Below are 20,391 nucleotides of genomic sequence, written 5' to 3'. Positions count from 1 at the left end.
GTCAATGGATCAACGAGAAGCTGGACAAGGGCCATATCCTCAGGAACACCCTGCCAACGATCTGGCTTTTTTCAACGCAGCCTATCACGCTGCTGCGGCTGTCGATGGAGGTGGAGCGGTGGTCGCCCAGCACGAAGTAGCGGTTTTCCGGCACCTGATAGGGGAACCGGATGTCGCATTCGCCCACGGTCAGCGCGTCCACATAAGGCTCATCCAGTGCCACGCCGTTTACCGAGACCACGCCGTTCACGTCCATATCGATCACATCACCGGGCTGCCCGATGATGCGCTTGAGCAGCAGCTTGTTCTGCCAGTAAAACCCGCATAACTCACCGTTTTCAATGTGGTTGGATTTTACCAGCAGGATAATGTCCTTGTCATTCAACGTAGGGTTCATGCTGTCGCCAGAGACCTGAAGCACCGGCAAAAACAGCGTAGCCAGCAGCACGGCTACTGCGGCCACCACCACCAGAATATAGATCGTACTGCGCAGCACCCGCTGGTAGCGGCTCTGGTACGCAAGACGCTCACGTTCTGCGGCCACTTCCTCGGTGGAAGGGATGGAAGCGAACCGGATATCGCGTTTTTTCATGTTTCCTCCGAAGGCAGGCCGTCTGTGCTGCGGTACTGGTCCAGCAGCTCGTTGGCCTTGTGGTCAAATGCCTGCCAGCGCTGCTGCACCTCCTGCTCGGCGCGCTCTACCATGGCCTTGCAGTCGGCCTCGGTCTGGGTGCGCTTTTGCGCGGCGGCGGCGGTCATGGCGTCGCATTCCTGCTGCGCCTGCGCTTTCAGACTGTCGGCGTCTGCCTGTGCCTGTTCCAGAATGCGTTTAGCCTCGCTGCGTGCCTGCGAAAGGGTGTTGGCAGCGGTGGCGTTGGTGTCCGCAACGCTGGCCTGTACCGAATGCAGATAGTCATCGGCGGCGGCCTGTGCGGCGGCGAACACGTTGTTCAGCTCCAGCGCGGCCTGCGCGATGGAACCGGCGCTTTCCAGCCGGAGCTGCCGGTCCTGCAGCTGCGCGGTGAGCGCGGCATTCTGTGCCTTGAGCTGGTCCTCGCTCTGTTTCAGCGCATAGATGATCTCTATTAGTTCAGCGCGGTGCATCCGCCGCAGTTCACGATCTGCCATTTGCGTACAAACTCCCGAATGTAAAGATAACGAAATTTCTTTCGAAAATACCGAAAAAACTTAAAGAAAATGCCTGAAAAATCGCTTGTCTCCACGCGATTTGCGCGGCTGGAGAGACCTTTTATAAACTATCTTATTTTAGCACACTCCCTGTAACAACAATATAACAAATCGGACACAAAATCAAGAGATAAAGCCGAAAAAATATCGCAAATTTTTTTATTTTATATGTAAAACACCTAAAAAGAAGGTAATATACCACAGAATTGTTAAAATTTCCCTTCATAATTCTGGGGTGCGAAGTTCTGCGCAGTAATGCGCTGAATCAGTGCGCCTACGAAAAACGGGAGCCGCACTTTTTCGAAAAAAGCGCGACTCCCGTATCCAAACTTTGGGGTGATCCTTTTACTTGCCGAAGCTGCCCAGCAGGCTGTTCAGCGATACAAAGGACTGGTAAATGACGTTGACGTTGTTGATGATGGAGCTTGCACCGGAGAAGATGCGGGCGATGTAGTTGAACACCTTGCCAACGTCCAGAAAGGCCTGATAAGCGTTGCTGGCGCCGCCGTCCAGATAGGTCATCTCCTCGGCTTCGATAGCGGAATAGCTGGCGGGCATTTTCATGGTAGAAGTAGTCATGGTAAGATCCCTTTCTTCAATGGTATCATTGCGTTTACAGCAGTGTTCAGAACATGGTGGCGACCAGCAGAGTAGTAAGCAGGGCACCGGCCACAAGGGCAGGCCCTACATACTTTTGCCACTGGACGGTGGCAGGCTGGGTGGTGGGCTGCGGCACAGTAGAGGTACCGACCTTGGCAGTCCAGTGGGCGTAGATGGTGGCATCGGAGGTGAACACGGTGGAGGTGGTCACCTTGCTGCCGCCCACCGGCTCGGTGTACCAGCCGTCAAAGGTGTAGCCCGTCATGGTAGGCTGCTCAGGCGTGCTCTCCAGCTTGCCGGACAGGTTCGTGTAGGTGACCACGGTAGAGCAGATGCCGCCTTGAGCATCCATACCAATGGCGTACACGTTCTCTTCCTTTTTGCTCCCTGAAGTTTTGTCGGCAGCAAATGCAGCCGGCAGTGCGCAGCACAGCAGCGTGAACAGGCAAAGCCCGACCACCAGCGTTTTCAGGAATTTTTTCATGAGATCCCTCGCTTTCCTTCACAAAGATGGAGACACTGCCTCGCCCGGGTGCAGCCCGGACGCAGGAGAAGTTTCTTCAACTTATTTTTATCACATCCAGTGTACCAGAACCGCAACAAAAAATACAGTCTTTTGAGAAAATAATAAGAAAAATCAAGAAAAAAATAAATTTCACCTTTGCAAGATAAAATTTATGCCCGTGTAGACTGCGCTTTTTGAAAAACGCATCCCGCAAAACTTACCTTTCGTAAAAACATGGCAGGATATGGAAAAAGCAAAACCTTTGCCGCAAAGCCAAAAAAACGACTCAAACCGCCGCAAATGCAGCGGGCAGCGCACAGAAAAAAGCGGCAAAAACGCGGCACACCTCTTGTGGAAAAGCGGAAAATATGTTATACTATCTTGCATGATGCGCCATCGCCAAGCGGTAAGGCAGGGGACTTTGACTCCCCCATCGTAGGTTCGACTCCTGCTGGCGCAACCAGAAAAAGGTCGTTGTACAGGAGACTGTGCAGCGACCTTTTTATTATTTGCCCTCTGGCAGCTTGAAGTAGACGCGGTATTCGTCCGAGTAGACCTTGCTGCCCATGCGGCTCACGCCGCCGTACAGGTGGGTACGCATCAGCGGCTCAATGGCGTCCAGATCCTTCTCCCGCAGAATACGCAGCATCTCGGCGTGCTCGCTGACAACGCTGGACACGTTGCGCGCGCCTACGATGTCCAGACGGATAAAGCGGGAATAGTCTGCCTGCGGGCGGGTCATCTGCTCCCAAAGGTACTCCTTGCTGGTCTTGCGGAACCAGTACTCGTGCATGGCAAGGTCGCAGCTGAGGAAGTGGTTGAAATCAAAGTTTTCCGGGTCGCTGCGCCCCGCGGCGGCCTCCAGCAGCACATTATAAAGGTGTTCTACCGCAAGGATCTCCATGGGCGAGCAGCTCTGCACAAAATCCCGGAACACCATGCCCTCCACCGCAACACGCTGGAAGATGAGCTGATCCACCACGCCAATATCAATGGCGGTGACGATGGTGCCCTTGCAGGGGATGATCTGCACAAAGCGGTTCTGCTCCAGCCGCTGCAAAACGCTGCGGATGGGGGTGCGCGAAACACCGAACCGCTTGCACAGTTGGTTCTCGCTCAGCGCTTCCCCGGGCAGGATCTTCAACGTGCAGATCTCGTCCTCGAGAATATGATAGAGCTCATCCGTGTGCTGTAATGTAGCCATAGTCGTTCTCCATTTATCCGGTAAATATAATCTTATTATCATTGTACCGTTCCGACAGCGGAATGTCAATGCTGGAACGGAACTTTATTTGAGCACTTGTATACAAGAATTTGTACTCACACACAGAGCTGCTCGTGAAACGAAAAAACGGATATACCACTTTGCAATGCGGGAAAAGTGCTGATAAAATGCCGCAATCAAGCGGCTGTTGTATCAAATGCATAAAGAAAACAGAGAATAACTGTCAAATATTACAATAGAAAAGCACGGCACTGACTGTTGCGGCAGCACTGTGAGTTGAAATATTGTATACAGGATTTTGCTGAAAAAGCTGAAAGAACAAATACCCCATAGATACCGGATCGTCTCCGGCAGATGCGGCAGGGCAGGTGCCTTTTTGCGTGCATGCTTGCTTTGCTGCCCGAAAGGCGGTAAACTGGAAGTAAACAAAAACGCCCGAAAAGGAGAAATGACATGGCATATACAAAGGCTGACCTCAAGCACGACCTTGCCGCGATGGGGCTGACAGGAACGGAGACCATCCTGATCCATTCCTCCATGAAGTCCATCGGCCCGGTGGAGGGCGGCGCAGACACGGTTCTGGACGCATGGATGGAGTTTTTTGCGGAGGGCTTGCTGCTGCTGCCCACCCACACATGGCGGTTCATCAACGAGGAGAACCGAGTGTTCGATGTGCGCCGCAGCCCGTGCTGCGTGGGCATTCTGCCGGAGCTGTTCCGGCAGCGCCCCGGCGTGCTGCGCTCGCTGCACCCCACCCACAGCATGGCGGCCTATGGCAAGGGAGCGGCTGCGTATCTGGAAGGGGAACTGGACGCAAACACCCCCTGCACCCCCGGCGGCTGCTACGACCGCCTGCGGGCAGCCCACGGCAAGGTGCTGCTGCTGGGGGTCACCCACGCCCGCAACACCTTTATCCACAGCGTGGAGGAGGTACTGAACGTGCCGAACCGCCTGACCGACAAGCCCATGCAGATGACCGTGGTGGACGAAGCCGGGGCGCAGCACAACGTCTATATGCGCCGTCATTACAACGCGCAGCAGCCACATATCTCGGAGGATTTCGTCAAGCTGGAGCAGGCGTATCTGGACTGTGGTGCAGCCCGGAACACGAAATTTGGTGATGCAAGCTGCATTTTGTGCGACGCCGAGGGGCTTTTCCGGGTCACCCGCCACGTTCTTGCCCCGAACCCGGAAGCCTTTGTCACCGAGCCGGTCATCCCGCCGGAGCGCTGGCAGGGTCTTTGCACCGGTAAAACCGGCGGGTGAACCGGCGCGCCCTCTTTTATGTCGGACGATTGGAGATGGCCTCCGCTTGCGCTTTGGCCATTATTTAAGGAATTACATTTTAAAATCAGAGGGACAGAAATGCCTGCGGGCATTTCTGTCCCTCTTTTTCATGTTAGCAGAAGCGGATGCGGTATTCCCGAGGGGTGCAGTGCTTGATCTCCCGGAAGGTCTTGATAAAGTAGCTGGCATCCGAAAAACCGCATTCCAGCCCCACCTCGCCGGTCTTGAGCCGGGTGGAGCGCAGCAGCTCGGCGGCTTTTTCCACCCGGAACTGCTTGACGTACTGGATGGGCGTGATGCCCAGAAACTGCCGGAAGCTGCGCAGACAGGCGCTTTCGCTCAGGGCAACGCACCCGGCCAGTTTTTCCACGGTCAGTTCCTCGGTGTAGTGCTCCTCTACATAGCGCAGCATCTGTTTCATCCGCTCCGAGGCAATCTGCTCCTGCTCCGATACCTTTACCTTGCCGCTGACGCATTGGGTAATGAGCAGCCGCAGCGCGGCGGTAAGGTGGTAGCGCACCCGGTTCTCGTAGTCGAAAGGCTCGTCCGCCACGCCCTTCCACGCCTCCCGCAGGCAGAGCAGCACCTGCCGCTGCCATGGCACGGCCTCATCCAGCAAAAAGAAGGGCGGTGTGCCGGGCTGCAAAAGCGGGCGGATGAGCTTTTGCCAGAATACGGTGTCCATGCCGCCGACCAACCGTGGCTGGAACACGCCGGAGTGCAGCAACGCCCTGTCCTCGGTAGGCTCTACCGCGTGCAGCGCACCGGAGTTGACAAACACGCCCTGCCCGGTCTGCAAGGTCAGTCGGGTCTTGTTCACATCCACATGAATGGGCCCCAACGCCGTCAGAATGAACTCAAATTCCTCGTGCCAGTGCCACGCCACCGAAAAACAGGAAAGATCCTCGGCGTAGCAGGCGATAGGGAACAGCGGGCTGCCGTGCTGGGTCTGCTCCCGCCCGGCGGCATCGGCCACCACGGCGGTGGCGCTGGTCAGCCCTACCCGGCCGCTGGTATAAGAGGCACAGCTTGTCTGATATGCCATATTCACCAATTCCTTTCCGCAATACTTTGAATGTTTTTTGTCAATGCCGGTTTTGTTGCATATACTATGCGGTTCTGTTCTATTATTTGCGATTGTTTTGTGGTATTATCCTATCAGAGCTTCCAAGCTCAGTATAGCACCAAGGCAGCCGGGACGCAAGCTGTGCAAGCGTTTCCACTGCCGGGCAAAACCGCTATTCTCCCGCCGCCTGTCCAAAGAGGACTGGACGGCAAGTGTAACATAAACCATTTCATCAAGGAGGTATTCCTATGCTTCGGATCGAGTATTTTGATAAGGAACGTTTCATGCGCCAGCTTTCTGCCAGCCACGGCAGCGTGCTGCTGCATCTGGACAACGGCAAGACCTGCGACCTGAAAAAGGACGCTACCGCATGCTCCATGCTGCAGATGATGGACACTGCCCCCAAGAAGGGCTTTGACCTCACCGTGACCGACCCCGCCGACGTGACCGGCTTCCTGCGCTATATGCTGGAGGCAGGCCGCACCGAGCGCGTGGCCGGCTGAGTAATGCCAATCTCTTATTCCCATAAGTGTCACAGCAATGCAAAACGCCCGCTCCGGTCATGCCGGGGCGGGCGTTTTGCTCATTTTACCGGAAGGCTTGCACAGGCGGGCAGTCTGTGGTAAGCTGAAAGCAGAAAAAACAAGATGGAGGGAACGACTATGAACCTGAAGGAAGCATTCCGCTACCAGAACAAGCTCCAGTCTCTGCTGGATGAGGCGCAGGGCATTCTGGATTGCGATGCCAACGTGACCAAGGTGGCCAACACCTATCTGCGCCATAAGGTGATGCCCGAGGCCGAGGATGAGACCGTTATGGACGTGGCACAGACCGAATATGCGGAGCAGATCACCGACATTGCCCGGTTCATGCTCTATCTGCTGGAGGAGAAGAGCCGCCTGTTTGCCGCCATCCGCAAGGCAAAGGATGCGCTGGACATGGATATGGACAGCGAGGTCAGCCTGAATGCCGCGCGGCAGAGCATTGCCCGCACCTTCAAACGGATGAACGACCTGCGCAGTTCTGAGCAGCTGCTCTCCGGCGGGGGCACCGGCTACCGCTTCAACGCCGAGGGCAACCAGATCTCCTACTGCTGCGATGTAAAGCGGGTGACCACCATCAACTACGACCGCAAGGTCATCCATGCGGCGCTGAGCAAGCTGAACCGGCAGGCAGACGAAACCTCCAACCGGCTGGACCTCTGCCTTGTGACCTCCAAGGTGGACTACACTGTCCCCTTTGATGTAAATGCCAGCTTTGCCGAAGCCTTTGAGATCTATCTGGAAAACGCCAAAAACTAAATAAACGCTCCACCGGCTATTTTGGGTGCGGCAAGCGCCGGGTGCACAGCTGCCGGTTCAGGTGCAGATGAACTATAACGCTGCACATTTCCGCAAGGAAGTTTTGGTACGGCTCACCTTACGAGCCAGCTATTATGAAAAAATCTTGCGTTCGGCTTTTCCGCCACCGCCAGACGCTTTTTCGCCGAAACCGTCCCTTGCTCCTTCCCACATTCCTGCTTTTGCGCTTACGTCTCCATGGGCAGGCAGGCAAGCCACCCTTCATGAATTTGCCCCGCAGACTGCTGCGGGCACATGCTTTCTGCGTGCCGGGTGGGCGCTCTGCGCCCCTTTGCACGCGGAGTAAAATGACAGCTGCCCCTGCGCTTGCCGTATCCAAAATAGCCGGTGAAAAAACCAAAACCGGAGGGACGTACTATGAAAAAATGCAATCTGTTTTATCTCAGTGGACTGTTGTTTTTTCTTGTTGCGGCGCTGAATCTTGTTACCGGCGAGAATCACTCTACGGCGGTGGTATGGCTCTGCCTTGGCTCCAGCTATTTGTGTCTGGGGTATTCGCAGCAGAAAAAATAAAGCATTCCTGCAGCCCCGGCGGTGGAAAAATCTGGCCGGGGCTGCAATTCTTTGCGGGGCTCGTTCGTATTCCAGACAGAACAACGAAATTTCGACAAAGACGAGGTACGAGTATGCCAACAAAAGTTATCAAACCAGCTGCCGCGACCCGCTTTGACCTGAGCGCAGCGGCTCTTCATATCCTTGCTATGGCGCTGATGCTGATGGATCACCTGTGGGCGACGTTGCTGCCGGCACAGGAATGGCTGACCTGTGCCGGGCGGGTGGCCTTTCCCATCTTTGCCTTTATGGCGGTGGAGGGCTATTTTCACACCCATGACCTGAAAAAATACACTCTGCGGCTGCTGCTGTTTGCCCTGCTTTCGGAAGTGCCCTTCGATTTGATGTACGGCGGTACATGGTTCTACCCGGTGCACCAGAACGTCATCTGGACGCTGCTGCTGGGCATTCTGGGCATCCATCTGATGGAAACGGTGCACAAAAAGCAGAAAACATGGGCGTATCTGCTGGTATCCGCCCTTGTGGTGGTGGCGGGCGCGGTGCTGGGCACGCTGGGCATGGTGGACTACTACGGTGCCGGTGTGCTGACTGTGTTCATCTTCTACTTTTTTCACGGGCACGGGCGCAAGTGGTGGTGCCTGCTGGGGCAGCTGGCTGCGCTGTACTGGGTCAACGTGGAGCTGCTGGGCGGGCTTATGTATCCAATCCAGCTCTTCGGCATGGACTTTGAGCTTTGCCAGCAGGGGCTGGCGCTGCTGGCATTGGTGCCCATCTGGCTGTACCGCGGGCGGCAGGGCTACCACAGCAAGCCCTTCCAGTATGCCTGCTACGCCTTTTACCCCGTGCACATGCTGCTGCTGGTTCTGGTGCTGAATTTCGTGAACCGGTAAGGAAAACAGAACGATCCAAAGGCACTTTTACGCGTGGGGCGTAGAGGGGGATTCCCGCTCGAAATAGCCAAAGCGCACGTGGAAACCATTCAAAATATCCCGTCGGTACAAGGCCGCCGCACAAACTCTATGCGGCGGCTTTTTTGCGGGGAAAAAAGACACTTGTTCACAAAAAGTTCAGCCTTTTGAGCAAAAAATACTATTTTTTTCGTGTAAAATAGACAACATGGATTGAATGCCGCCCGCGATTGGATTATAATAATAGTGTATGCAAAAACGCATTTACTGCATTTTTTATAGCGAATGCTGCTTAAAAACAGCGTAGCTGCGCAATGCGGGCTGCTGAAAAGAGAAAGCTGCCGTTGCGGGTCTTTGCTGCAAACGGCTGTTTGCCATGGCAGCCGGGGCGTTATGCTCCGGTTATTTGTCCTTAGGAGGGAAAACAAGGTGAGAGTAGGTCTTGACATCGGCAGTACCACCATCAAGTGTGTGGTGCTGGGCGAGCATGATGAACTGCTGTATTCTACATACGAACGACACTATAGTCATATTCTGGAAAAGGCGCAGGAACTGCTGCGGCGCATTGATGCCGAGCAGCTGCATGGCAGCAAGGCGCTGCTCAGCATCTCCGGTTCTGCCGGCATGGGCTTAGCGGATAGCTGCGGTGTGCCCTTTGTGCAGGAGGTGTTCTCCACCCGCGTGGCGGTCAAGCGCTTTATGCCAAAAACCGACTGCGTCATTGAACTGGGCGGCGAGGATGCCAAGATCCTGTTTTTGACCAACGGTACCGAGGTGCGCATGAACGGCAGCTGTGCCGGCGGCACCGGTGCCTTCATCGACCAGATGGCCACCCTGCTGAAGATGAGCGCCGAGGAAATGAACAAGGCTGCCGAGCAGGCGCAGCGCACCTATACCATCGCTTCCCGCTGCGGCGTGTTTGCCAAAAGCGATGTGCAGCCCCTGATCAATCAGGGTGCCCGCACCGAGGATATCGCCGCCAGCATCTATAAGGCCGTGGTCAACCAGACCATCGCCGGTCTGGCACAGGGACGCCCCATCAAGGGCAATATCCTTTATCTGGGCGGCCCGCTCACCTTCAGCACCGTGCTGCGCAAAAGCTTTGACGCGGCGCTGAACGTGACCGGCACCTGCCCGGAAAACAGCCTGCTGTATGTGGCGCTGGGCGCTGCCCTGTACGCCGATAAGGAATTTGAGCTCACTGAGGTGGCCGCTGCGCTGGACAAGTACGCCGCTACCGCTACCTATGCCAGCGAGCCGCCGCTGTTCGCCAGCAAGGAGGAGTACGAGGCTTTCCATGCACGGCATATGTCCCACAGCGTGCCCCGCGTGGCCTTTGGCGTCCACTGCGGGCCGGTGCATATCGGCATCGACTCCGGTTCTACCACTGTCAAGCTGGTGGTGGTGGACGAAAAGAGCCAGATCCTGTACACCAACTATCAGCCCAACCTCGGCAACCCGCTGCCCCTCATCCGGGAGCAGCTGCTCAAGATCTATAAGGAGCACCCGGGACTGCAGGTGGCCAGCGTTACCACCACCGGCTACGGCGAGGAGCTGGTAAAGAATGCCTTCCGCTGCGATTACGGCCTGGTGGAAACGGTGGCGCATTTTACCGCTGCCAAGTACTTTATGCCGGACGTGGACTTCATCATTGATATCGGCGGGCAGGACATGAAGTGCTTCAAGATCGAGGATGGCGCCATCAGCAACATCTTCCTGAACGAGGCCTGCTCCTCCGGCTGCGGCAGCTTTTTACAGACCTTTGCGCAGGCGCTGGGCTATGACGTCAAGGAGTTTGCCGCACTGGGGCTGTTCGCAGACCGCCCGGTGGACTTGGGCAGCCGCTGCACCGTGTTCATGAACAGCTCGGTCAAGCAGGCACAAAAGGACGGTGCCAGCATCGAGAATATCTCCGCAGGCCTGTCCATCAGCGTGGTCAAGAATGCGCTGTACAAGGTGATCCGCGCCTCCAGCCCGGAAGAGCTGGGCCGCAAGATCGTGGTGCAGGGCGGTACCTTTTATAATGAAGCGGTACTCCGCGCCTTTGAAAAGGAGATGGGCGTGGAGGTCATCCGGCCGGACATTGCCGGTCTGATGGGTGCTTACGGCGCTGCCTTGTACGGCCTGCGCCAGAGCCACAAAAACAACCAGACTACCTCTGCCATGATGAACGAGCAGGAGCTGGAAAAGTTTGCACAGCAGGTGGTCAGCGTCAAGTGCGGCGGCTGCGGCAACCATTGCCAGCTGACCGTCAACACCTTTGCCGATGGCCGCAAGTTCATCTCCGGCAACCGCTGCGACAAGCCTGTTACTGGCAAGAGCGAGGATAACAGCCTGAACCTGTACGCCTACAAGCAGCAGCTGCTGGCAGGCTACAAGCCTGTGCCCGGCAAGCGCGGCTCCATTGGCATTCCGCTGTGTCTGGGCTTCTACGAGCTACTGCCCTTCTGGTACGCCTTCTGGACGAGCCTTGGCTTTGCGGTGCACACCAGCCCGGTGTCCACCCGCGGGCTGTATCTGGCCGGACAGGCTACCATCCCCAGCGATACCGCCTGCTTCCCGGCAAAGTTGAGCCACGGCCATATCAAGGCGCTGAGCCAGATGCAGCTGGACGCCATCTTCTACCCCTGCCTGACCTACAATGTGGACGAGGGCTTGGGCGACAACCACTATAACTGCCCGGTGGTGGCCTACTACCCGGAGGTCCTGGCAGGAAACTGCCCGGAACTGGAGGGCAAAAAGTTCATCTATGATTATGTGGGCATCCACCGCCCCAAGGACTTTGTGCACAAGATGGCAAAACAGGTGCTGCCCAAGTACTTTGGCGGCATCTCTGAAAAAGAGGTGCAGGCCGCAGCCGACGCCGCCTACGCGGAGTATGAGGCACACATGGCAAAGATCCGGGTAAAGGGCAGCGAGATCATCGACGAGGCGCGCCGTCAGGGCAAGCGCATCATCGTGCTGGCAGGCCGTCCCTACCATGTGGACCCGGAGGTCAACCACGGCATCGACCACCTGATCACCCGCCACGGGGCTGCGGTGGTCACCGAGGACAGCATCTCCAACCGGGTGCAGAAGTTCCCCACCAGCGTGCTGAACCAGTGGACCTACCACAGCCGCCTGTACGCTGCCGCCAAGTACTGCACCACCCAGAAGGATATGGATCTGGTGCAGCTGGTGTCCTTCGGCTGCGGCGTGGATGCCATTACCACCGACGAGACCCGCGAGATTTTGCAGCGGGGCAACAAGCTGTATACCCAGCTGAAGATCGACGAGATCACGAACCTTGGTGCCGTGAACATCCGTCTGCGCAGCCTGTTTGCCGCACTGGACGAGCGGGACGAGGTCGCCGCAGAAAAGGCAGAGTAAAAGAAACCTTGAGATAGGCTGAAAGGTTTCCCCCGGCGGGGGAAGTCTTTGCGGGGACTATCTTGTTTAGAGTAACATAGGAGGAACCTATGGAATATCATTATCCCAAATTTACCCCGGAGATGAAAAAGACCCACACCATCCTTATCCCCAACATGGCCGTGACCCAGTTCCGGCTCATGGAGTACGCACTGCGCTGTGAGGGCTATAAGTGTGAGCTGCTGGGCAACTGCGGCAGCGCTGTGGCGCAGCTGGGGCTGAAGTATGTCCACAACGATACCTGCTACCCGGCGCTGCTGGTCATCGGCCAGTTTCTGGACGCGCTGAACAGCGGCAAGTATGATCTGGAGCACACTGCCTTGTTGATCACCCAGACTGGCGGCGGCTGTCGCGCCTCCAATTACATCCATCTGCTGCGCAAGGCGCTGGTCAAGGCCGGTTACCCGCAGATCCCGGTGGCAAGCCTGAACTTTTCCGGTCTGGAAAAGGACAGCGGCTTCCAGATGACCCTCCCGCTGGCACGCAAGTGCATCGCCTGCATCTTCTACGGCGATATGCTGTGTGCGCTGCGCAATCAGGTGGCTCCCTACGAGAACGAAAAGGGCGCTGCTGACCGCATGGTGGATCGCTGGATCGCCCGTCTTGGCCGTGCACTGCTGGCAGGCAAGGGCTTTACTTCCCGGGAAATGAAGCACACCTTCCCGCTCATCGCAAAGGACTTTGCCGCCATCCCGGTCACCCGGGTGCCCAAGGTCAAGGTGGGCGTTGTGGGCGAGATCTACGTCAAGTACAGTCCGCTGGGCAACAATGACCTGCAAAAATTCCTGGAAAGTCAGGACTGCGAGGTGAACTTCCCCGGTCTGATGGGCTTTGTGCAGTACTGCGCCTTCAACATGGGCGAGGATCATGTGCTGTACGGCGGCAAGCTGGCTGTAAAGGTAGGCACCGACCAGTTCCTCAACTGGCTGGACAGCGTGGAGCGTGTCATGCTCAAGGCAGAGACGGACGCCGGGTTCTATGCGCCGGGCCCCTTCAAGGAGCTGGTGGAAAAGCCCAAGGGCGTTATCTCGCTGGGCGCAAAAATGGGCGAGGGCTGGCTGCTGACCGCCGAGATGATCGAGCTGGTGCAGGGCGGCTACGGCAACATCGTGTGTGCGCAGCCCTTTGGCTGCCTGCCCAACCATATCGTGGGCAAGGGCATGGTGAACAAGATCCGTGCGCTGTACCCCAGCGCCAACATCACCCCCATCGACTACGACCCCAGTGCTACCCGGGTCAATCAGGAAAACCGCATCAAGCTGATGCTGGCGGTGGCAAAGGAGCGCCTGAACGCCCCCGCAGAAGCCCAGCCGCTTACGGCAGAGCAGCTCGCCGGGGGTGCCCCTCAGGTCGGCGCTACCGTGTAACAAAAGCAAATACGATAAAAACAGGGGAGCTGCTGCACGGTATTTTTACGCAGCAGCTCCCTTTTTGCAGGAAAGGAACCGCTATGGAAAAGCCCGCAGCTGCCTGTTATCATCTGCCCGGCCTGTTCGAGTTTTACGAGCTGTACCGCCGCTTTTTGCCGCTGTACCGGGAGCACCGGGAATATTTTTACGACTGGTGCGCCATCGGCTCTATTTACGGTGCACCGGCAGGCTGCATCTGGGGCGGGGGACGCATTTCCAGCGGCGGGGCAGCTGCGCGTGAGGTGCTGGCGCTATTGCGGGAATACGGCATCTCCGGGCGGCTGACCTTCAGTAACTCCCTGCTGCGGGCCCAGCACCTTGCCGACCCGCAGTGCAACGCCCTGTGTGAACAGTTTGCCAAAGCTGGCAGTGTGCCAAACGGCGTGATCGTCCACTCCGACCTGCTGGTGGACTATCTGCAACAGCGCTGGCCGGAGCTGTATCTGGTGTCCTCCACCACAAAAGTGCTTACCGATTTCGCGCAGTTGCAGCAGGAACTGGAAAAACCGCAGTTCCGGTATGTGGTGCCGGATTTCCGGCTGAACCCGGCACTGGAACAGCTGCGCACCCTGCCGCCGGAGCAAAAGGCTAAGGTGGAATTTTTGTGCAACGAGTGCTGCTGGTTCGGCTGCACCGAGCGCAAGCGCTGCTATGAGACAGTCAGCCGTCAGAATCTGGGCGAGGACTGCCCGGACCACCGCTGCGCCGCCCCGGATGCCGCCGAGGGCTACCGCTTTTCCAAGGCGATGCGCAGCCCCGGGTTTATTGGGGCAGATGACATCCGGCAGCGGTATCTGCCCGCAGGCTTTTCCCAGTTCAAGATAGAGGGCAGAGGACTTGGCAGCGCATTGGTGCTGGAATTTCTGCTTTATTACATGACAAAGCCGGAATACCAGCTGCAGGTGCGGGAGGCAATCTATCTGGACAATATGCTGGATCTTTTTTAAGAAAATCGCACCGGGCAGACCATTTTCTGCCCGGTGCTGTTTTTTGCCTGCGGGATTTGTACCCGAAAACTTTCTTTTCCCGCCAAAGCGTGCTACAATAAATGAGAAATATTTTTTGGAAGCTGCTTTCGTAAGCAGGGGGCGCCGAACGACGAGAATTTTTGCCCGCAGACAAGGCGATTTTCCGCAGCAATCCTTGCTGGATTGCAAGGGAAGGCAACGCGGTATGCGAGCAAAAAAGCCGTTTGAGCGGCGTGCAATGCTTATGAAAACGGCTTCCCGTAGGAGCAGTGCATGGAAACAACGCAAAAACAGATCGTACTGGGCATTCTGGCCCATGTAGACTCCGGCAAGACCACCCTCTCCGAGGCCATGCTCTACCGCACCGGAGCCATCCGCAAGCTGGGGCGGGTAGATCACGGGGACGCCTTTCTGGATACCGACAGCTTGGAAAAAGCGCGCGGCATCACCATCTTTTCCAAACAGGCGCTGCTTACGGCGGGCAATACCGCCATCACCCTGCTGGACACCCCCGGCCATGTGGATTTTTCCACCGAGACCGAGCGCACCTTGCAGGTGCTGGATTACGCCGTGCTGGTGGTCAGCGGAACGGACGGCGTGCAAAGCCATACCGAAACGCTGTGGCGGCTGTTGCGGCGCTACCATGTGCCCACCTTTGTATTCGTGAACAAGATGGACCTGCCCGGCATGACCCGGGAACAGTTACTCAGCCAGCTGAATCACCGCCTTGGCGAGGGTTTTGTGGATTTTGGCGCAGAGCCTGCCGCCCGCAACGAAGCACTGGCGCTGTGCGATGAGCAGCTGATGGAAAAAATGCTGGACGCGGGAACCTTGACCGATGCAGACATTATCCCCGCAGTTGCCCGGCGGCACGTTTTTCCGTGCTGGTTCGGGGCGGCGCTGCGGCTGGACGGGGTGGATGTACTTCTGGACGGGCTTGACCGCTACACCCGCCCCGCCCCGGCGCTGCACGCCTTTGGTGCAAGGGTGTTCAAGGTATCACAGGACGAGCAGGGGGCACGCCTGACATGGCTGCGGGTTACCGGCGGGGAGCTGAAGGTAAAGGCTCTGATCTCCGGCGAAGCAGACGGCGAGCCGTGGGCAGAAAAAGCAAACCAGTTGCGGCTGTATTCCGGCGCAAAATATACCCTGACCGAGGCCATCGGCCCGGGACAGGTATGCGCCGTGACCGGCCTGATCCATGCAAAGCCCGGCACCGGGCTTGGGGCAGAGCGGGACAGCGATGTGCCGGTGCTGGAACCGGTGCTCAGCTATCAGGTGCTGCTGCCGGAGGGCGCGGATGTGCACGCCGCGCTGGGTAAGCTGCACCGGCTGGAAGAGGAAGAGCCCCAGCTCCATGTGGTGTGGAACGAAAGCTTGGGCGAGATTCATGTGCAGCTGATGGGTGAGGTGCAGCTGGAAGTGCTGCGCAGCCTGCTGGCAGAGCGGTTCGGGCTGGAAGTGTCCTTTGGCCCGGGCGGCATTTTGTATAAGGAGACCATCACCGAGCCCATGGAGGGCGTAGGCCACTACGAGCCGCTGCGCCACTATGCCGAGGTGCATCTGCTGCTGGAACCGCTGCCCCGGGGCAGCGGGATGCAGTTTGCCGCCGACTGCCGGGAAGAGGTTCTGGACAAAAACTGGCAGCGGCTGGTGCTGACCCACCTGGAAGAAAAGCAGCACCTTGGCGTTCTGACCGGCGCACCGCTGACCGATGTAAAGATCACCCTGCTCACCGGCAAAGCGCACCTCAAGCACACCGAGGGCGGTGATTTCCGGCAGGCCACCTACCGCGCCGTGCGGCAGGGGCTGATGCTGGCAAAAAGCCAGCTGCTAGAGCCGTGGTATGCCTTCCGGCTGGAAGTGCCGGTGGAGAACATCGGCCGCGCCATGAGCGATATTCAGCGCATGGAGGGCAGCTTTGACCCGCCGGAAAGCGGCGCGGAGACCGCCACCCTGACCGGCTTTGCGCCGGTATCCACCATGCGCAGCTACCCCATGGAGGTGGTCAGCTACACCCGGGGCAGGGGACATCTGAGCCTGACGCTGGACGGTTACCGCCCCTGCCACAACGCGCAGCAGGTCATTGCAGAGATCGGCTACCAGCCGGAACATGATCTGGACAACCCCGCAGATTCCGTATTCTGCGCCCATGGTGCGGGCTTTGTGGTGCCATGGAGCGAGGTGCGCAGCCACATGCACGTTGAAAGCGGCTGGGGCAAGGCAAAGCCCACCCGCCCGGAGGTGCAGGCTGCGCCCCAGCGCCGCGCCATGGCCTACCGCGCTACGCTGGAGGAGGACGCCGAGCTGCTCAAAATTTTTGAGCGCACCTACGGCCCCATCAAGCGGGACCCGCTGGCAGCTTTCCGTCCGGTGCAAAAGACCGAACGCCCGGATTTTGCCGCAGAACAGTGGAAAATCGCCCCGGAATATCTATTGGTGGACGGCTACAACATCATCTTTGCGTGGGACGAGCTGAACGCGCTGTCAAAGGAAAGCTTGGACGCCGCCCGCCATCGGCTGATGGACATTCTGTGCAACTATCAGGGCTACCAGAAATGCGTGCTCATCTTGGTATTTGATGCTTACCGCGTGCCCGGAAGCCCCGGCGCCATCGAGCAGTACCACAACATCCATGTGGTCTACACCAAGGAGGCCGAGACCGCCGATATGTTCATCGAGCGGGTCACCCATGAGATCGGCAAGAGCCGCCGCGTCCGCGTGGCGACCTCGGACGGCATGGAGCAGGTCATTATCCTTGGACACGGCGCACTGCGCGTGTCTGCCCGGATGTTCCACGAAGAAGTGCAGAACGTGGAAAAACAGATCCGTGCCCTTGTGCAGGGGCAGGCGTAAATGCTATCACTCCAAATTTCCTCTCTTGTGAAAAAGTCGGTTTGGAAAATCCGCAGATTTTCCAAACCGACAATCTTAAAATAATGATTCCGCTAGAAATGCCCACAGCAACGCGGAGGGCATTTAAAACCGTTCTCTGGAGGTGTACCCATGGCTGTGGAAATTACCGAAGAATTTGTCTGGCAGAGCATCCCGCCCCGTGCCCGGGACAGCCATAAGGGCACCTTTGGCAGCGTGCTGGCGGTGGCGGGCAGTGCCTTTTACCGGGGCGCGGCCCTGCTGGCAGCCGAGGGTGCGCTGCGCACCGGGGCGGGTATCGTTACCCTTGCAAGCGTAGAGCCGGTGGTCAGCGCCGCTGTGACCCGTCTGCCGGAGTGCTGCCTGTGCCCCTGTAAAGAGGGCGCACAGGGCGGCATTGCGCCGGAAAATGTGCCGCTGCTCCGGCGGCAGAAGGCCACCGTGCTGCTGCTGGGCCCCGGCCTTGGCGGTACGGCGCAAAGCGTCGCCCGGGCCGCCGAGACCCGCACGCTGGTGCAGCAGCTTCTGCCCGGCTTTGCGGGCGCTGCGGTGCTGGACGCCGACGGCCTGAACGCCGCTGCGCAGCTGCTGGCAGAGGGCGAGCCCTTTCCGCACCCGGCGGGGGAACTGGTGGTCACTCCGCACCCCGGCGAGATGGCGCGCCTGACCGGCCTTTCGGCGGCAGAGCTTGCCGCCGACCGGGAGGGTGCCGCCCTGCGGTATGCCAAGGCGTGGAATGCCGTGGTGGTGCTGAAGGGCGCACGCACCGTGGCAGCAAGCCCGGACGGGCGGGTGTGCGTGAACCCCACCGGCAATCCGGGGCTTGCCCGGGGCGGCAGCGGGGATGTGCTGGCGGGCATGTTGGCGGCGCTGCTGGCCTGCGGTCTGCCCGCCTACCAAGCTGCTGCCTGTGCGGTATATCTGCACGGTGCCGCCGCTGACCGCGCCGCCGCAAAACGCGGTGAGTACGGAATGCTGCCGCACGATATCCTGCCGGAGCTGGGCGCACTGTTTGCGGAAAACCAGAGATAAATGAGAAAAGCGGCAGCTGCACAAAACGCCGTGCAGCTGCCGCTTTTTGGGGTGAAACGATTTGGAATGCCCTCCGCTTGCGCTCTGGGCATAATCAGAGGAATAATTATTACAACTTGTGGTTCAGAAACGTCTGCGGACGTTTCTGAACCACTTTTTCACGGTAGGGTCGTGGAGGAAAACGGCATTTACAGCGCTTGTTTCCTGCGGAAACAGTTGCGCTGTAATAAAACTGCGCGGATTCAACCCGGTGAAAATGGGATGCAGAATGCTCGCCGGATTTAGCGGAACTGGTTCAGATATTCCTCCACCGAGCGGGTCATCTCCTTGGAGAAATCGGAGTTATACTTGCGGTTGCAGAAGGCGGTGCACCACTGGTCAAAGGGCGCGTTGCCTGCCTTGTAGCTAAAGGTGTCCCGCAGCTCTGCACCGTCCATGGTGCGGTAGCCGTTTTCGTGCACGATATGCTCCATGGCGCAGCGCTGGGGCTTTACGCGGTCCTTCTGCTGCTGGGTGGGCCAGCCGAACACCAGCATCACCGCCGGGAACACATAGTCCGGCAGGTGCAGCAGACTGCGCTGGGTGTCGCAGTTTTCCATGATGTCCCCGATGTAGCACGAGCCGATGCCAAAGCTTTCGGCGGCGACCACGGCGTTCTGGGCGGCAATGGCGGCATCGGTGACTGCCAGCATCAAATCGCCCACACCCGGGGTGCGGGGTGTGCAGCCAACTTCTAAGTAGGCGTCATACCACTTTTTGCAGTCGGCGCAGAACACCAGTACCAGCGGTGCTTTAGCAATAAAAGGCTGGTGGTCACAGCTTTCGGCCAGCGCTTCCTTCAGCGCCGGGTCGGTGATGTCTAAAATGGTATACAGCTGCTGACAGCCCGCGGAGGGCGCTTGTGCGGCAGCTTCTAAAATGGCCTGCTTCATCTCGGCAGGGATGGGCTTTTCTTCATACACCCGCACCGACTTGCGGTCGAACAGGCTTTGCAGGATAGGATTACGCTCAGTCATGGGAACACCTCCGATGTTGTGTTTATTCATAGTCAATGGGCAGGGTGGGCAGGCCGTTCAGCTTCAGCCCGGCGGTATGCCCGGCAATGTACTGGTAGTAGCCCTGTGCGGCGATCATCGCGCCGTTGTCGCCGCAGAACTTCAGCTCCGGCAGGTAAACCTTTGCGCCCAGCTTCTGGGCACCGTCGTTCACCAGCTGGCGCAGACGGCCATTGGCGGCTACGCCGCCGGCAAGGCACACCTGCTTTGCCCCGGTATCGGCAGCGGCAAGCAGCAGCTTTTCGGCCAGAATGCCCGCAATGCGCTCCTGAAAGCTGGCGGCAAGGTCGGGGACGTTCACTTCCTCGCCCTTCATCTGCGCCTTGTTCACCTCGTTGAGCACGGCGGTCTTTAAGCCGGAAAAGCTCACGTTGTATTTGCCCTCCACATGGGGCACCGGCAGACGGTAGGCCTTGGGGTCACCGGTCTTGGCGGCGGCGGCTACGCTGGGACCGCCGGGGTAGGGCAGACCCAGCGTGCGGGCTACCTTGTCAAAGGCTTCGCCCGCAGCATCGTCCACGGTGTGACCTAAAATGTGGTAGTGGGTGTAGTCCTGCACTTCCACGATATGGCTGTGCCCGCCGGAAGCCACCAGACACAAAAACGGCGGCTTGAGCTCCGGGTGGGTCAGGTAGAGCGCGGCGATGTGTCCCCGCAGATGGTGCACCGGCACCAGCGGCTTGCCTGCCGAGTAGGCCAGACCCTTGGCAAAGTTTACGCCCACCAGCACCGCACCGATGAGCCCCGGCGCAAAGGTGACAGCCACGGCGTCCACATCGTCTATGGTTTTGCCGGCGTCCAGCAGGGCCTTTTTGACCGTAGCACTGATAAATTCGCAGTGGCGGCGGCTGGCGATCTCCGGTACAACGCCGCCGTACAGTGCCTGCTCCTTGACGCTGGTGGAAATGACGTTGCTCAGCAGATGCCGTCCGTCCTCCACCAGTGCAGCGGCAGTTTCGTCACAGGTAGACTCGATTCCGAGAATGATCATT

Annotated in this window: 18 protein-coding genes and 1 tRNA gene; 11 read left to right on the top strand and 8 right to left on the bottom strand. The window is 58.2% G+C overall.

Going from position 1 to position 20,391, the window contains the following annotated elements; genetic code table 11:
* Window position 1: 1 nt before the first annotated feature.
* The 4 genes from lepB to WMO44_RS08110 form a co-directional block, all read right to left on the bottom strand.
* On the bottom strand, window positions 2-592 hold the full coding sequence (lepB, locus tag WMO44_RS08125) for a signal peptidase I (RefSeq protein WP_055186076.1): 591 nt from the start codon (window positions 590-592) through the stop codon (window positions 2-4).
* A complete protein-coding gene (locus WMO44_RS08120) occupies window positions 589-1,128 on the bottom strand; it encodes a hypothetical protein (RefSeq protein WP_349152286.1) in 540 nt (179 codons plus the stop codon). Before WMO44_RS08120 ends, lepB begins: the two co-directional genes overlap by 4 nt.
* Window positions 1,129-1,533: 405 nt before the next feature.
* Complete coding sequence (locus WMO44_RS08115; RefSeq protein WP_242852953.1) at window positions 1,534-1,767, bottom strand: hypothetical protein; 234 nt, start codon at window positions 1,765-1,767, stop codon at window positions 1,534-1,536.
* A gap of 46 nt (window positions 1,768-1,813) precedes the next feature.
* Window positions 1,814-2,272 (bottom strand): InlB B-repeat-containing protein, encoded by a 459-nt coding sequence (locus WMO44_RS08110; protein WP_349152285.1) that lies wholly within the window; start codon window positions 2,270-2,272, stop codon window positions 1,814-1,816.
* Window positions 2,273-2,682: 410 nt separating this feature from the next.
* On the opposite strand from WMO44_RS08110, the gene WMO44_RS08105 reads away from it, so the two are divergent.
* Window positions 2,683-2,756, top strand: a tRNA-Gln gene (locus tag WMO44_RS08105).
* Window positions 2,757-2,798: 42 nt separating this feature from the next.
* Here WMO44_RS08105 and WMO44_RS08100 read toward each other — a convergent pair.
* Window positions 2,799-3,497, bottom strand: coding sequence for a GntR family transcriptional regulator (locus WMO44_RS08100; RefSeq protein ID WP_349152284.1), 699 nt, complete (start codon window positions 3,495-3,497; stop codon window positions 2,799-2,801).
* A 474-nt stretch (window positions 3,498-3,971) separates the two neighbouring features.
* Between WMO44_RS08100 and WMO44_RS08095 the strand changes: the two genes are divergently transcribed.
* The gene (locus tag WMO44_RS08095; protein WP_349152283.1) at window positions 3,972-4,784 is read left to right on the top strand and encodes an AAC(3) family N-acetyltransferase; all 813 of its coding nucleotides are present in this window, start codon (window positions 3,972-3,974) and stop codon (window positions 4,782-4,784) included.
* Between the two features lie 133 nt (window positions 4,785-4,917).
* Here WMO44_RS08095 and WMO44_RS08090 read toward each other — a convergent pair whose 3' ends face one another.
* Window positions 4,918-5,850: an AraC family transcriptional regulator gene (locus WMO44_RS08090; RefSeq protein ID WP_349152282.1), complete on the bottom strand. Its 933-nt coding sequence runs from the start codon at window positions 5,848-5,850 to the stop codon at window positions 4,918-4,920.
* A 269-nt stretch (window positions 5,851-6,119) separates the two neighbouring features.
* Here WMO44_RS08090 and WMO44_RS08085 point away from each other — a divergent pair, with 269 nt between their 5' ends.
* From WMO44_RS08085 to WMO44_RS08045, 9 genes are all read left to right on the top strand, one after another.
* Window positions 6,120-6,374 (top strand): hypothetical protein, encoded by a 255-nt coding sequence (locus tag WMO44_RS08085; protein WP_097778774.1) that lies wholly within the window; start codon window positions 6,120-6,122, stop codon window positions 6,372-6,374.
* 159 nt (window positions 6,375-6,533) lie between these two features.
* A complete protein-coding gene (locus WMO44_RS08080; protein WP_097782421.1) occupies window positions 6,534-7,172 on the top strand; it encodes a hypothetical protein in 639 nt (212 codons plus the stop codon).
* Between the two features lie 417 nt (window positions 7,173-7,589).
* Entirely contained in the window at window positions 7,590-7,745 is a 156-nt protein-coding gene (locus WMO44_RS08075) for a hypothetical protein (protein ID WP_349152281.1), read from the top strand.
* Between the two features lie 113 nt (window positions 7,746-7,858).
* Window positions 7,859-8,635: a TraX family protein gene (locus WMO44_RS08070; protein ID WP_349152280.1), complete on the top strand. Its 777-nt coding sequence runs from the start codon at window positions 7,859-7,861 to the stop codon at window positions 8,633-8,635.
* A gap of 411 nt (window positions 8,636-9,046) precedes the next feature.
* On the top strand, window positions 9,047-12,022 hold the full coding sequence (locus tag WMO44_RS08065) for an acyl-CoA dehydratase activase (RefSeq protein ID WP_349152279.1): 2,976 nt from the start codon (window positions 9,047-9,049) through the stop codon (window positions 12,020-12,022).
* An 89-nt stretch (window positions 12,023-12,111) separates the two neighbouring features.
* The gene (locus tag WMO44_RS08060; protein ID WP_118658261.1) at window positions 12,112-13,428 is read left to right on the top strand and encodes a 2-hydroxyacyl-CoA dehydratase; all 1,317 of its coding nucleotides are present in this window, start codon (window positions 12,112-12,114) and stop codon (window positions 13,426-13,428) included.
* Between the two features lie 83 nt (window positions 13,429-13,511).
* Window positions 13,512-14,417, top strand: coding sequence for a hypothetical protein (locus WMO44_RS08055; protein WP_349152278.1), 906 nt, complete (start codon window positions 13,512-13,514; stop codon window positions 14,415-14,417).
* A 294-nt stretch (window positions 14,418-14,711) separates the two neighbouring features.
* Entirely contained in the window at window positions 14,712-17,294 is a 2,583-nt protein-coding gene (locus WMO44_RS08050; RefSeq protein ID WP_349152277.1) for an NYN domain-containing protein, read from the top strand.
* 150 nt (window positions 17,295-17,444) lie between these two features.
* Window positions 17,445-18,344, top strand: a complete 900-nt coding sequence (locus WMO44_RS08045; RefSeq protein WP_349152276.1) for an NAD(P)H-hydrate dehydratase — start codon at window positions 17,445-17,447, stop codon at window positions 18,342-18,344.
* A gap of 281 nt (window positions 18,345-18,625) precedes the next feature.
* On the opposite strand, the gene WMO44_RS08040 is transcribed toward WMO44_RS08045, so the two are convergent.
* Window positions 18,626-19,360 (bottom strand): nitroreductase family protein, encoded by a 735-nt coding sequence (locus tag WMO44_RS08040; protein ID WP_349152275.1) that lies wholly within the window; start codon window positions 19,358-19,360, stop codon window positions 18,626-18,628.
* A 22-nt stretch (window positions 19,361-19,382) separates the two neighbouring features.
* Window positions 19,383-20,390 (bottom strand): tRNA (adenosine(37)-N6)-threonylcarbamoyltransferase complex transferase subunit TsaD, encoded by a 1,008-nt coding sequence (tsaD, locus tag WMO44_RS08035; RefSeq protein WP_349152274.1) that lies wholly within the window; start codon window positions 20,388-20,390, stop codon window positions 19,383-19,385.
* Between the last annotated feature and the right edge of the window lies 1 nt (window position 20,391).

The organism is Faecalibacterium tardum (assembly GCF_040096515.1).
In the GTDB taxonomy this organism is placed as follows: Bacteria; Bacillota; Clostridia; order Oscillospirales; family Ruminococcaceae; genus Faecalibacterium; species Faecalibacterium tardum.
The sequence above is the reverse complement of the archived record's forward strand: the minus strand, read 5'-3'. Positions and strand labels throughout refer to the sequence as shown.

What these genes read in the sequence shown, in the direction of transcription:
- lepB (WP_055186076.1), bottom strand. Translation starts at nt 592, where the DNA reads ATGAAAAAACGCGATATCCGGTTCGCTTCCATCCCTTCCACCGAGGAA.
- WMO44_RS08120 (WP_349152286.1), bottom strand. Translation starts at nt 1,128, where the DNA reads ATGGCAGATCGTGAACTGCGGCGGATGCACCGCGCTGAACTAATAGAG.
- WMO44_RS08115 (WP_242852953.1), bottom strand. Translation starts at nt 1,767, where the DNA reads ATGACTACTTCTACCATGAAAATGCCCGCCAGCTATTCCGCTATCGAA.
- WMO44_RS08110 (WP_349152285.1), bottom strand. Translation starts at nt 2,272, where the DNA reads ATGAAAAAATTCCTGAAAACGCTGGTGGTCGGGCTTTGCCTGTTCACG.
- WMO44_RS08100 (WP_349152284.1), bottom strand. Translation starts at nt 3,497, where the DNA reads ATGGCTACATTACAGCACACGGATGAGCTCTATCATATTCTCGAGGAC.
- WMO44_RS08095 (WP_349152283.1), top strand. Translation starts at nt 3,972, where the DNA reads ATGGCATATACAAAGGCTGACCTCAAGCACGACCTTGCCGCGATGGGG.
- WMO44_RS08090 (WP_349152282.1), bottom strand. Translation starts at nt 5,850, where the DNA reads ATGGCATATCAGACAAGCTGTGCCTCTTATACCAGCGGCCGGGTAGGG.
- WMO44_RS08085 (WP_097778774.1), top strand. Translation starts at nt 6,120, where the DNA reads ATGCTTCGGATCGAGTATTTTGATAAGGAACGTTTCATGCGCCAGCTT.
- WMO44_RS08080 (WP_097782421.1), top strand. Translation starts at nt 6,534, where the DNA reads ATGAACCTGAAGGAAGCATTCCGCTACCAGAACAAGCTCCAGTCTCTG.
- WMO44_RS08075 (WP_349152281.1), top strand. Translation starts at nt 7,590, where the DNA reads ATGAAAAAATGCAATCTGTTTTATCTCAGTGGACTGTTGTTTTTTCTT.
- WMO44_RS08070 (WP_349152280.1), top strand. Translation starts at nt 7,859, where the DNA reads ATGCCAACAAAAGTTATCAAACCAGCTGCCGCGACCCGCTTTGACCTG.
- WMO44_RS08065 (WP_349152279.1), top strand. Translation starts at nt 9,047, where the DNA reads ATGCTCCGGTTATTTGTCCTTAGGAGGGAAAACAAGGTGAGAGTAGGT.
- WMO44_RS08060 (WP_118658261.1), top strand. Translation starts at nt 12,112, where the DNA reads ATGGAATATCATTATCCCAAATTTACCCCGGAGATGAAAAAGACCCAC.
- WMO44_RS08055 (WP_349152278.1), top strand. Translation starts at nt 13,512, where the DNA reads ATGGAAAAGCCCGCAGCTGCCTGTTATCATCTGCCCGGCCTGTTCGAG.
- WMO44_RS08050 (WP_349152277.1), top strand. Translation starts at nt 14,712, where the DNA reads ATGGAAACAACGCAAAAACAGATCGTACTGGGCATTCTGGCCCATGTA.
- WMO44_RS08045 (WP_349152276.1), top strand. Translation starts at nt 17,445, where the DNA reads ATGGCTGTGGAAATTACCGAAGAATTTGTCTGGCAGAGCATCCCGCCC.
- WMO44_RS08040 (WP_349152275.1), bottom strand. Translation starts at nt 19,360, where the DNA reads ATGACTGAGCGTAATCCTATCCTGCAAAGCCTGTTCGACCGCAAGTCG.
- tsaD (WP_349152274.1), bottom strand. Translation starts at nt 20,390, where the DNA reads ATGATCATTCTCGGAATCGAGTCTACCTGTGACGAAACTGCCGCTGCA.